This window comes from Streptomyces sp. NPDC089915 (assembly GCF_040684675.1).
Lineage (GTDB): Bacteria > Actinomycetota > Actinomycetes > Streptomycetales > Streptomycetaceae > Streptomyces.
Genome location: NZ_JBFBGN010000070.1, coordinates 25545 through 36038, shown reverse-complemented (window position 1 = coordinate 36038; position 10494 = coordinate 25545). Strand labels below are relative to the sequence as shown.

General features: G+C 72.1%; 9 protein-coding genes. 4 read left to right on the top strand and 5 right to left on the bottom strand.

Going from position 1 to position 10494, the window contains the following annotated elements; all coding sequences use genetic code 11:
* Positions 1 to 31: 31 nt before the first annotated feature.
* Entirely contained in the window at positions 32 to 2359 is a 2328-nt protein-coding gene (locus AB0O29_RS21215; protein WP_365153549.1) for a collagenase, read from the bottom strand.
* Between the two features lie 166 nt (positions 2360 to 2525).
* Complete coding sequence (locus AB0O29_RS21210) at positions 2526 to 3635, bottom strand: PP2C family protein-serine/threonine phosphatase (protein ID WP_365153547.1); 1110 nt, start codon at positions 3633 to 3635, stop codon at positions 2526 to 2528.
* 158 nt (positions 3636 to 3793) lie between these two features.
* On the opposite strand from AB0O29_RS21210, the gene AB0O29_RS21205 reads away from it, so the two are divergent.
* The 3 genes from AB0O29_RS21205 to AB0O29_RS21195 all read left to right on the top strand — a co-directional run bounded on the left by AB0O29_RS21205 (position 3794) and on the right by AB0O29_RS21195 (position 7040).
* Positions 3794 to 4984, top strand: a complete 1191-nt coding sequence (locus AB0O29_RS21205; RefSeq protein WP_365153545.1) for a CopD family protein — start codon at positions 3794 to 3796, stop codon at positions 4982 to 4984.
* Between the two features lie 401 nt (positions 4985 to 5385).
* Positions 5386 to 6147, top strand: a complete 762-nt coding sequence (locus tag AB0O29_RS21200; RefSeq protein ID WP_365153543.1) for a hypothetical protein — start codon at positions 5386 to 5388, stop codon at positions 6145 to 6147.
* 413 nt (positions 6148 to 6560) lie between these two features.
* Positions 6561 to 7040: a ricin-type beta-trefoil lectin domain protein gene (locus AB0O29_RS21195; RefSeq protein WP_365153542.1), complete on the top strand. Its 480-nt coding sequence runs from the start codon at positions 6561 to 6563 to the stop codon at positions 7038 to 7040.
* Between the two features lie 50 nt (positions 7041 to 7090).
* Here the strand turns inward: AB0O29_RS21195 and AB0O29_RS21190 are convergent, their stop codons facing one another.
* On the bottom strand, positions 7091 to 7900 hold the full coding sequence (locus AB0O29_RS21190; RefSeq protein ID WP_365153540.1) for a peptidoglycan-binding protein: 810 nt from the start codon (positions 7898 to 7900) through the stop codon (positions 7091 to 7093).
* Between the two features lie 175 nt (positions 7901 to 8075).
* Positions 8076 to 8738 carry a deoxynucleoside kinase gene (locus tag AB0O29_RS21185; RefSeq protein ID WP_365153539.1) on the bottom strand — a complete coding sequence of 221 codons (663 nt, stop codon included), beginning with the start codon at positions 8736 to 8738 and terminating at the stop codon, positions 8076 to 8078.
* A 328-nt stretch (positions 8739 to 9066) separates the two neighbouring features.
* On the opposite strand from AB0O29_RS21185, the gene AB0O29_RS21180 reads away from it, so the two are divergent.
* Entirely contained in the window at positions 9067 to 9954 is an 888-nt protein-coding gene (locus AB0O29_RS21180; protein WP_365153537.1) for a hypothetical protein, read from the top strand.
* Between the two features lie 88 nt (positions 9955 to 10042).
* On the opposite strand, the gene AB0O29_RS21175 is transcribed toward AB0O29_RS21180, so the two are convergent.
* A complete protein-coding gene (locus tag AB0O29_RS21175; RefSeq protein ID WP_365153535.1) occupies positions 10043 to 10420 on the bottom strand; it encodes a hypothetical protein in 378 nt (125 codons plus the stop codon).
* Positions 10421 to 10494: the final 74 nt, after the last annotated feature.

Below are 10494 nucleotides of genomic sequence, written 5' to 3'. Positions count from 1 at the left end.
CCGGGGCCGGACCGGCCCCGGCGCCACGGGTTCACCGGGTCTGCGTGGACAGGCTCACGCCGCTGAAGTCCTGTGCGGCGGCGAGGCTGAAGTAGACCCAGCCGGAGGGCGGGTTGTCGATCGTCAGGGTCTCGCCGTTGCCGGCGCCCGCGGACTTGGCCTGGTAGGCGCTCGTGGTGGCCCAGGTGGCGCCGTTGTAGTACAGGTCGGCGTTGCCGGTGCCGCCGGCGCTGGTGACGGTCAGCTGCTTGACTCCGGCCGGCAGGTACACGAAGTGGTAGCTGTAGTTGCCGGCGGCGGCCGCGAGACCCTCCCGGCGGCAGTTCGCGTCGAACTGGCGGACGTCGGCGCCGGTGCAGAGCGCGGTGGCGGGGGCCTGCGGCAGCGGGCCGCAGCCGTCGGTGGCGCAGGTGCTCGTCAGCCAGGCGGCGAAGCCGGCGTCGTAGCTCGTGCCGATGGTCTGCTTGAGGAAGGCGCGGGCGCCGTTCCAGTCGCCGGCGCGGTACTTGCCGAGCACGGTGTCCATGTCGGCCCGGTGCTGCTGGAGCATGTAGCGGACCGCGAGGAAGCCCCAGCGGTAGACGCGGTTCGAGGTGACCGTGGGGTCCGGGTCCTGGCCGTAGACCGTGTCGAACAGCTCGCTGAGCTTGTAGGTCTGCTTCCCGGCCTCGGCGATCGCGTCGGTGTTGACCTGGTCGCGGTAGCCGAACGAGATGTTCTCCGCGATGCCCTCGACCCACCAGATGGTCGGCGTGGTCATACCGGCCTCGAAGTCGCCCGCCATGTCGTAGCGGCCGTCGAGGTAGTGGGTGTACTCGTGGTTGAGGTTCCAGATCTGGAACGAGGGGCGCAGCCAGTCGGCCTCGTGGGCGATGAAGCGCGCCTGGTTGCCGGGGGCGGAGGGGTTGCCCTCCTCGTACATGCCGCCGTTGTCGACGTCGATGTCGTAGATGGCCCAGGCGTACAGTGCGTACTGGGAGTAGTCGTCGAAGACGACCACCTCCAGGTTGGTGTTCAGGTCGCCGGGGAGCGCCCCCTTGTCGCCGATGATCCGGTGGAAGTAGGCGTCCTGGTTGACCAGGCTGGTGCAGGTGCTCTCCAGCTGGCCGGGGGACATGTCCTGGGCGCGGATCTTCAGGCCCGGGGTGCAGGTGTGCTGGATCGGCAGCACGGACGGCAGGACGCGGGCGCCCAGGTCGCAGATGGCGTAGGCCGCGCAGTTGCCCTTGTCGTACTGGCGCGTGTACCAGCCCAGGTTCATCGTGATCGGGGCGGTGGGGCCGACGTTCGGGTAGCGGTTGATCAGGTCCTTGAGCAGCGGCCGGACCCGGTCCTTGAGCTCGGGGACGTCCAGGGCGTAGCCGAGGTAGCGGCCCACGTTGCTGACCACGTCGAGGCGGTTGAGCTGGGCGCCGTTGCGGGTGATGAAGCCGGCCCAGGTGTCGAGGACCGAGGGGTCGGCCTTGAGGGCGGCCCGCCAGCCGCGGTCGTCGTCCTTGGCCTTGAAGCCGTTCTGGACGACCCACTCCACGTGCTGCATGGCGAGGTCCATCTGCGCCGGCCAGGTTCCGTCGTAGCCGCCGAGCATCCACTTGACCACGCCGGCGTAGCGGCCGGCCGTGTGGGTGCTGTCGATCAGCGTGACGACCTCGTTGAGGATCGCGCCGTTGGCGTCGGTGACGTCCTTGCTGCGCGGGGAGGCGAAGAAGGCGTCCAGCGCGCCGCGGGCGGCGGTGTCCAGAGCCGGGCCGTAGGCGCCGACGGTGCCCGCGTTGTTGTCCTGCACGTAGTAGCCGGCGCGCAGGAACAGCACCAGCTGCCCGACGGCGGCCCGGTTGTCGCCGGTGTAGCCGGCGGAGGCGTCGCGCAGCGCGTTGGCGACGGTCACCATCTGGGGTTCGCGGAAGGCCTTGCGCGCGTCGTCCCCCGTGAGGTTGAACAGGGGGTACGTACAGGTGATCTGCGGGAGGGCCTTGAGCTGCTGGACCAGGGCGGCGCCGGTGGCGTTGACGAGGCCGGAGAGGTCGCCGCACGGGTCCGCGGCGGCCGCGGACTGCCGCTCGGCCTTGTTGGTGGTGACGGGCTTGACGGCGGGGGCCGGGGGCGGGGCGCTCTCCGCGGCGGCGTCCTGCGAGGAGACGTGCCAGCGGGAGCTGCTGCGCAGGGCGTCGGGCGACCGGGGGACCGGGATCGACCTGGGCGCCGGGGCCGTGGCGCCGTGGGCCCGCGGACCGGCCGGGGCGGCCGCGCCGGAGGCGGCCTGGCTCGGCGGCGTGAACAGGCCGAGCGCGATGAAGACGGCGGCGCCGAGCGCGGGAAGTCTGCGCGCGCCGCCCTTCGGTATCCGGAAGGGATGCATCTGTGGGGGCCTCCGGGGCCTTCGTGGCCACGTGTGGGGACACGGGCTGTTGACATGTGACATGTAAAATTGCACATGTCGCATCGCTCCGGAAGGGTTCGCGCAGGATCAATGAGCGTCACGGGGAAAAGTTGCCCGGCCCTTGAAGGCCGGCGGGGGCGGGCGGTCAGGCGGGTTCGGTGCCCCGGGGCTCGCCCAGGCGCACGGCGAGGGCGGCGATGTCGTCGTCGAGGCGTCCCCTGCTGTGCCGCAGGAGGTCGTGGTGCAGGGCCGTGAGCAGCTCGCGGGGCGGCGTCGGCGGCCGGCGGCGCATCCAGGCGGCCAGCGGGAAGAACGCGCCGTCGCGGGCGCGGGTCTCGGCGATCCCGTCGGTGTAGAGGAGCAGGAGGTCGCCGGGGGCGAAGTCGAAGGTGTCGACGGTGTAGTGGTCGCCGATCAGCTCCGCGAGGCTGAGCAGGGGTGAGGGGGCGGCGGATTCGAGGACGCACAGGTCCCCGTGGTTCAGGAGCATCGGCGGGGGGTGCCCGCAGTTGAGGATGTCGATGCGGCGGCCCTCGTGCGGGATCTCGGCGAGGAGGGCGGTGGCGAAGCGCTCCAAGGACCCGTCGGGGGAGAAGGCGGCGTTGTACCGGGTGCTGCTGGCGTCCAGTCTGCGCGCGACGTCGACCAGGTCGCTCTCGTCGTACGCCGCCTCCCGGAAGGCGTTGACGATGGCGGCGGCGGCCCCGACGGCCGGCAGGCCCTTGCCCCGCACGTCGCCGATGAGCAGCCTGACCCCGAACCGGGTGTCGACGACCTCGTAGAAGTCCCCGCCGATGCGGGCCTCCGCGGCGGCCGCCAGGTACAGCGACTCGATCTCGATGTTCCCGAGGCGGCGCGGCAGCGGGCTCAGCACCACCTGCTGCGCCGCCTCGGCGACGAGCCTGACCTGGAGGAGGGTGCGCTCGCGCTGCAGCCGGAGGTGGCTGCCGTACGCGGCGGCCACGGTGACCGCGATGATCCCGGCGGCCGTCCACCACGTCCCGAGGTCGGGGAAGACCAGGCTGAGGCCGATCATCAGGATGAGGCAGACCGTCCCGAGCAGGACGGTGGGCAGGACCGGCCACATGGCGGCGGCCAGGGCCGGGGCGGCGGGCAGGAGGCGGCTGAACGCCAGCTCCGGGGGAGTGGCGTAGGCCAGGGCGGCGATCACGATGGTGAGGAAGACCGGAGACAGCCGCACGAGCCACCCGCGGCCGTAGCGCAGACGGGGCCGCAGCCGTCCTGACTCGATCACATTTCCCAGAATATCTTTGCGATCCGGACATAGCGCCCCGGCGGGCGGTCCGGCCTCCCGTCCGCGTGGCGGACGGTGCGTCACGGATTGATGAAGGTAGAACAATCGGATGTAAAAGAGTAAGGGTAGGGTCACCTAAGTAAGGCTAGGCTCCCCTTATGAACAGCCTCCTGTTGGCCGCCGACACGGCCGGATACACCACGCCCCCCACCTGGCGGGTCCTCACCAAGACCGGTTACTTCGTCGGCCTGAGCGGCGCCATCGGTGCCACCGTCACCTACGCCACCACCGTGCGACCCTCCCTCAGGAGCGCCCGGCAGGCGGGGGACCCGGGGGACGCCGCGGTCCTGAGATCCAGATCGGCGGCCTTCCTGGCCTGGGCGGGACTGGTGCTGCTGCTCGCGGGCTACTTCCAGCTGGCCGGCCGCGTGGCCCGCGCCGGGAAGGGCATGGCCTTCGGCGACGCGCTCGCCCCGGGCGCGATCCTGGACTTCCTGCGCGCCCCCGCCGCCAAGGGGGCCTGGATCGCCCAGGGTGACGTCTACATCGTGCAGAACCTGGTCCTCCTCGCCACGGCGGCGGCGCTGCTCTCCCTGTTCGCCCCGCCCGTACGGCGGCACGTGGACCGCATCGCCCTCCCGGCGCTTCCGGCGGCCCTCGCCGTCACCCTGATCGGCGCCGTCCCCGCCACCGCCCCGGCCGATCTCGACCGCTGGCTCGACCTGCTCCTGAACCAGGTCCACATCATCTCCGGCACCGTCTGGCTCGGCGGCCTCGCCCTCCTCGTCGCCCTCGCGGGCACCCGAGGCCGTCTCGGCGACGGCGCCGGCGCGCTGTGGGCCGACGTGTGGCGCCGGTTCAGCCTGGTCGCCATGGTCTGCGTCGGCGCGGTCCTCCTCTCCGGGCTCTGGCTCAGCTGGAAGCACGTCGGCGCGGTCTCCCAGCTGTGGACCACCGGTTACGGCATCGCCCTGCTCGTGAAGGTCCTCCTCGTCCTCGGCCTCGTCATCGCCGGCGCCTTCAACCAGTTCTGGCTCATGCCCCGTATCGCGCGGGTCCGCCGCGCCGACGACACCGCCTCCCTGCGGCACCTGACCCTGCGTCACTTCCCGTTGGTGGTCTGGGGCGAGGTGGTCCTCGGTCTCGCGGTGCTGGCGGTCGTACCGTTCATCTCGGGCTCCGCCCGGGCCGAGGCGGGCAGTGCGAAGGCGGTGTCCTCCGGCAGCCTCTTCGCCGCCGGAGCGGCCATGGCCCTCGCCCTCGCCGTCTCCCTGTACGCCACGGCCAAGGCCTCCGACGCGCTGTCGCGCCGCGCCCCCGCGGCCCCGGCGACCCCGGCGGCGGCTTGAGGCGCGGAGGCGCCCCTCCGCCGGCCGGCGGCCCGGCCGCCTCCGGCCGATTACGATGCCTGCCATCGACGGGGCCGGGGCGGGTGCGGCGGGACGGAGGGGTGCCGGTGAGCGGGTACGGCGGGGGCGGGTACGGCGGTCCGGCGGACGGCACGGGCGGCCCGCCGCCCGGGAACCCGTACCAGGCCCCGCCACAGGGGCATCCGCACCCGGGCCCGCCGCCGGGATACCCCCACCCGGCTCCGCCACAGGGCTATCCCCGGCAGGCCCCGCCGCAGGCGTACCCGTACCAGGCCCCGCCGCCGGGATACCCCCACCCGGGCCCGCCGCAGGGCTACGCGTACCCCCAACTGCCGCCGCAGGGAAACCCGTACGGGCCGTATCCGCCGCCGCTCCCGCCGGTGGCCGTCGAGCCCTCCCGGGGCCGGAAGGTGCTGCGCGGGATCCGCAACCCGTTCTACGCCGCCCAGCGGACCTTCCGTCCCTCCCGCCCGGGCATCGTGCACGACGGGCAGGTCCGCAGGCTCCAACTCTGGCGCACCGGACTGGGGCTGGCCGCCTGGGTGGGGCTCACGGTCGCCTACAAGGCGGCCGTCAGCGCCGCCGACGTCAAGGCGGCGGCGGACGACCGGCTCGACCAGAGCTGGTCCAGCGTCCTGGTGCTGGTCTGCACCCTGCCCCTGGTGGTGGGCGCCTTCGTGGCCGCCGCGAAGGGCCCCCTGCGCCGCGTCTACCTGCGCCGGGCCCTGCGCCCGCTCGGCGCGGTCCTCGCCGTGATGGCGTCCATGGGCACGTCCGCGCTCGCGATGGCCCCGGAACTGGCGGGGTTCCGCGAGGCCGTCGGGCTGCCCGGGAAGATCGTCATCGCGGTGCTGTGCCTGTGGTCCGTCGGCTTCGCGCTCTACGGCATCGGACTCTCCCTCGTCCACGTCTTCCGCACCGCCGACATCCACGAGGTGGTGCCGCCGGTCCTCGCCGGCGTCCTGGTGTGGGAGATGGCCCTGTCGGACGTGGTGACGGGCGCCTACCCCCAGGTGCCCCCCGCCGTCCGGGCGGCCTTCATCCTCGGCGCCCCCGTCACGGTCACGGCCCTGTCCTGGTGGGAGATGCGCCGCCTGCGCGTCCACCACGGACTCACCGTCCGGGACGCGCTCGGGCGCTGACGGCCCGGCGCCCGACCGTACCGGCCGAATTCCGCCAGCATTCCGCACACGCATGCGCCGCGATATCAACTTTCCGGAACGTTTCCGCAGCCCGGACATCGCGGCGGATGGCGTATTTGGAATTCAAGCCCGCCCTGGCTTGAATTCGCCGAGCTGCCCGGATTCGGGTGGAGTTCACCCCGCGACGCTTGCGCTGTCTGCTTCTCAGCTGCATCCACCAGGTATTTTCCCCGTCGAAGATCATCGGATCATCCAGGTACTACCTGATTCGAGTGAATGGGCCGGGCGTGATTATTTACCGTCCCGCGACCGCTGGTACTAATTTGCCTGCGCCTGGATCCAGGCCGAATTGACCCCGATTTCAGGCCGTGGCGTAAATCGCTCCGGCCTGCTTCGAGAATGGAATCGGCATCATGCGAATCGCCCTCCGCCAGACCCTCGCCCTGACCGCCCTGGCCGTGACCGCCGCCCTCCTGCCGACCGGTCAGGCCGGGGCGGCGAGCGCCGCCCAGCAGAGCGCGCGGGTGCCCGGCCGGTACTGCCTCGCCAACGCCTGGGGGACCCCGAACCTCTCCTCGAAGCCGTGCGACAGCGCCGACCAGGGCCAGCACTGGGTCCTCTCGGGCCACCAGATCTCCCTGGCCGGCGCGCGCGGCTACTGTCTGGCCAACACCTGGGGGGCCGCGGACGTCTCCACGAAGCCGTGCAACCCCAACGACCAGGGGCAGTACTGGAACGTCTCGGGGCAGACGATCTCCCTCAACTTCGCCCCGGCCTACTGCTTCGCCAACGCCTGGGGGACGCCCAACGTCTCCACCAAGCCGTGTGACACCAACGACAAGGGCCAGCACTGGGTGATCTTCAACGACCAGATCAGCCTCGCGCTCGTCTGATCCCCCACGTGCCCGGGGCGGCCGCAGGCCTCCCCGGGCACGGACCCCCGTCAGTCCTCGACGTGCGGCACCTGGAGCCGCGCCCAGGAGGCGGGGCCGGGAACGCCGTCGGCGTCGGAGCCGCTGTAGCCGAGCTTGCGCTGCCAGGCCTGGTAGGAGCGGACGTCCCCGGGGCCCCACACGTCGGCGTCGGCCGAGCTCCGGTAGCGGTCGCAGCCGACGGCGACCAGCCGCTCGTGCAGGGCGGCGATGACCGGGCTGCGGCGGCCGTCGGTGAAGAACCCCGAGCCCGGGAAGGGCTCGTAGGGCCCCGCGGGCGGCTCCCAGCGCCAGGAGACGACGGCGGGGCCGCCGCGCGGATCGTCCGGGTCGGCGGTGGGCGGGCACTCCCCGTCGGGGTAGCGGGGCGCGAAGTAGCCCGTGACGTAGCTGCTGCGGCGCGGGTTGGAGTGCGACCAGACGCCGTTGCCCTGGCCGCGGTCCACGGATCCGGCCTGGATGCTGTTGCCGCCCTTGGTGTAGACGGTGTCGGAGTCGAAGCCGGTGACGATCTCGGTGTGGGCGCCGTCGCCGAAGTCGACCCAGGCCCCGACGGACGGGTAGGCGGACCACTGGCCGTGGGCCCTGGCCCAGGAGGCGAAGGCGCTCACGTTGTCGACCTTGGGCACGATCGCGTCGAGGCCGACGTCGTGGTACATGCACCAGTCGAATATCACGCACCAGGGGACGCCGTTCTCGCCGAACTCCTCGCCCCAGCGCGTGTAGTTGTCCCAGCCGTCGCGGCTGTTCCAGCCCTCGTAGACCTTCTCCGGGACGGTCATCAGGTGATCGGTGAGCTGCCGCCACCGGGGGGTGCTCATGACGGGTGCCTCCAGGCGTGCCGACGCTCCGGCCGCCGGGGTACCCGCCGTGAGGTAACCGGAGCCGTCGGTCACCCTGAGGATCCCCGCAAAAGGGCGGCCCGATGCCGCCCTGAGCTGCTGAAACGATTCAGCCTTACAGGAAGGTCCCCGTCGTACCGGAACGGCGCCGGCGTCAGGCCGTGCGCCCGCCCGCCGCCAGGGCCTCCCTGACCTCCCGGGCCACGCGGACCGCGTCCTCGGGGTTGTTCACCACGTCCGTGTCGTTCATGTCGATGACGAGGACGCGGCTGGCCGAGTAGTGCTTGTGCACCCAGTCGTCATAGCCGGACCACAGGGTCCGGTAGTACTCGACGAGGCTCTCGTCCTGCTCGAAATCGCGGCCCCGCAGCCCGATGCGGTGCAGCACCGTCTCGAAGTCCGCCTTGAGGTAGACCATGAGGTCGGGCGCCTTGCGGTACGGCAGGCCGTCGATCTCGCGCATCATCTCGTCGAGCAGCCCCTCGTACACCTGCATCTCGAGGGAGCTGATCCGGCCCAGGTCGTGGTTGACCTTGGCGAAGTACCAGTCCTCGTAGATGGAACGGTCGAGGACGTTGTCGCCCTTCTTGTACGCCTCCTTGATCGAGGCGAACCGGGTCTGCAGGAAGTAGAGCTGCAGGAGGAAGGGGTACCGCTTGGCCTGGATCTCCTCGGGGCCCGCCGTGTAGAAGAGCGGCAGGATCGGGTTGTCTTCCACGCTCTCGTAGAAGACCTCGCTGCCCAGCTCCTTGGCGATCAGTTCGGCGACCGTCGTCTTGCCGATCCCGATCATGCCTCCGACGCAGATCACTGCCATACCTCACTTCTCCCTGGGGGTCTTCTGTTCACGGGGCGCGCGGGGTGGGCACCCCGTATCAGGGAGACGCCTGCCGGCGGCCACTCGATTCCCCAGGATCTTCATGATCGGCGTCATGAGGCCGGTGTCCGTACGGGGGCTCGGCGCGGGCCGTCGTCCCCGGCGGGCTGACCGGCCGTTCCACGGCCGCCGCAGCCGGCGACCGGCCACCGCCCCGTGGCCGCTCTGAAGCATAAATGATCCTCGGCCCCGGCTCGGCCAGGGCGGCGGCCGGGCAGCGGCCTGCCGCCGCCCCGGCGCCGGCCGGGCAGCGGCTAGGGTCGGTGTCATGAGCACGCAGAACCTGGCCCTGGAGTCCCTCCTGACGCGGATCGCCCGGCGGGAGGACCCGTGGCGGGCGGAGAGGGAGCTGACGGATCTCGGCCCCGACGCGGCGGGCGCCCTGCTGGACATCCGGCGGAACGGGCCGGGCGCGCTGCGCCGCCCCGCGCTGCGCGCGCTGGGGGTGATCGGCGCCGGGGACGGGCTGGACGCACGGGACCGGCGGGCGCTGGAGCGCCTCGTACGGATCAAGCTGCCGGACGACCGGCCCCTCGACGATCTCTGCCCCTTCGTCTGGATCGCGGTGCCCGCCGCCGCGTACGAGGGGGTCTTCGAAGCGCTGGGGCTGTACGACCCCGTCCCCGCGACCATGGCGCTGGGGATGTCGGCGGTGGAGCACGACACGGCCGTCGTCACCGGCCCCGACGGTGGGGAGCGGACCGTCCTGCGGGCCTTCGTCACCCCCGAGTTCGACGGCTGGCGGATGGTGTTCGGCGGACCGGTGGCCGACTGCGCGCAGGAGGAGGTGCTGGCCCGGGTCGGCGCGCGCTGCGGGCAGGCGCACTACTACTTCCGCGACGGCTACGACGACGCCCACGGCTGGGCGATCGCCGAGGGCGGCCGGGTCGTCCGCTCCTTCCGGACCTACGGCGAACCGGCCTGGACGGGCGAGCCGATGCCCTGGGAGACCCCCCAGACGGAGGACGAGTACTGGGAAGCCGGGCTGTACGAGCCCAACGCCTCGCTGGAGTCGAACGCCAACGAGGTGGCCGACGCGCTGACCGTCGACCCGGAGAGGATCGACGAGGACACCCCCATGAGCGGCCACGGCTGGCTGGCGTTCACCGAGCCCGGGGTGGGGAACTGGCCCTTCCCCGGCGCCCTGGAGATCTGAGCCCCGCCGTCGCCGGCGCAGGACGCGGAAGGGCCCGGCCCGACGCGCCGTGGCAGCGGCGCGCCGGGCCGGGCCCGTTCCATCAGCCTCAGACCGTACGGCAGTTGGCCGCGCCGTTGCCGTGGTCGACGACGCAGATCCGGTCGCTCAGCCAGGTGCCGTTGGAGCCCCAGCCGTGCCAGTAGGTCGGGGTGTAGACCCAGCCGCCCCAGGTGTACGACTGCCGCAGCGAGCCCCCGTTCTGGGTGATGTTGACCTCGCAGTAGGTCCCGTTCCGGGAGGCCACGGCCCCGTACGCCTGGTTGTCGGTGTAGGAGACGTACCCGCTGCAGTTGGCGGTGGACAGGTCCTGGGAGCCGCCGGCGGCGTTCGCCGTGCCGGCGGTGATCACGGCGGTTCCGCCGGCGAGCGCGAGGGCCGCGGCGGTCATGCCGAGGGCGCGTCGGGTCTTCCGGAGCTTGAGCATGGGTGGCTGTCTCCTGACGGTGTTCCGAGTGGATGCGCGGGGCGCGGCTGGCGGCCCCGGGGTGATCCTTCGCG

Coding starts and splice junctions, on each gene's coding strand:
- AB0O29_RS21215 (WP_365153549.1), bottom strand. CDS start 2,359: ATGCATCCCTTCCGGATACCGAAGGGCGGCGCGCGCAGACTTCCCGCG.
- AB0O29_RS21190 (WP_365153540.1), bottom strand. CDS start 7,900: ATGAGCACCCCCCGGTGGCGGCAGCTCACCGATCACCTGATGACCGTC.
- AB0O29_RS21175 (WP_365153535.1), bottom strand. CDS start 10,420: ATGCTCAAGCTCCGGAAGACCCGACGCGCCCTCGGCATGACCGCCGCG.
- AB0O29_RS21180 (WP_365153537.1), top strand. CDS start 9,067: ATGAGCACGCAGAACCTGGCCCTGGAGTCCCTCCTGACGCGGATCGCC.
- AB0O29_RS21185 (WP_365153539.1), bottom strand. CDS start 8,738: ATGGCAGTGATCTGCGTCGGAGGCATGATCGGGATCGGCAAGACGACG.
- AB0O29_RS21195 (WP_365153542.1), top strand. CDS start 6,561: ATGCGAATCGCCCTCCGCCAGACCCTCGCCCTGACCGCCCTGGCCGTG.
- AB0O29_RS21205 (WP_365153545.1), top strand. CDS start 3,794: ATGAACAGCCTCCTGTTGGCCGCCGACACGGCCGGATACACCACGCCC.